Origin of the sequence: Cellulomonas hominis, assembly GCF_005239125.1 — a bacterium.
In the GTDB taxonomy this organism is placed as follows: domain Bacteria; phylum Actinomycetota; class Actinomycetes; order Actinomycetales; family Cellulomonadaceae; genus Cellulomonas; species Cellulomonas hominis_A.
In genome coordinates, this window is record NZ_SZYE01000390.1 from 1 (window position 1) to 660 (window position 660).

Sequence of the window (660 nt, forward strand, 5' to 3'; positions counted from 1 at the left end):
GGCTTGGTTGAACAATTATCCCTGCCGAACCGCCAGAGCAACTGTCCTATGATTCATTTCTTTTCCGAAATGCAGATACACAATTTAAAAAGCCAGCCTCACACCCCAAAACGAAGGGGGAGAAGGTGTTTTCTATAATCACATAGAATGCTATAGCGAGGTGGTTAACGTGACGGAAAACGTAAAAAATGAGGAAACGTTAAAGTCTTACTGGGCAAAGGAAATTGCTGAACTCCTTGATATATCAACATCGAACTTAAGAAGATGGTCAATTGATTTAGAAAATGAGGGATACTCCTTTTATCGGGATGAACATCACCGTCGTGCTTACCTTGAAAGAGATATCATGCCGTTAAAGAAATTGAAAGAATTCTTAGGGAACAATATGAGCAAAAATGACGCCGTTAAGGCTGTTGTATCAATGTTTCCTAGTGAAAATAACGGTGTGATTACGATACCTGTTATTGAAGATGAAGTGCGTTTATCGAGGCTGGAATTACAGGAACTCGTACAGGAGGCTGTAAAAGAAGCAGTTGAAGAAGAAAGAGAAGCAATGTTTCAGGCTTTTGAACATAGAATCAATAATACATTAGAAAAAAGGGATCGCTTATTAACCCAACATTTACAAGCCACTTTAGAAGAAAGACGTCTGGAGGTTGC

Annotated in this window: 1 protein-coding gene; it reads left to right on the forward strand. The window is 39.2% G+C overall.

Annotation, left to right across the window (positions count from 1 at the left end):
* Positions 1–160: 160 nt before the first annotated feature.
* On the forward strand, positions 161–660 hold a 500-nt coding region (locus FA014_RS19720), incomplete at its 3' end, for a DNA-binding protein (RefSeq protein ID WP_195969409.1).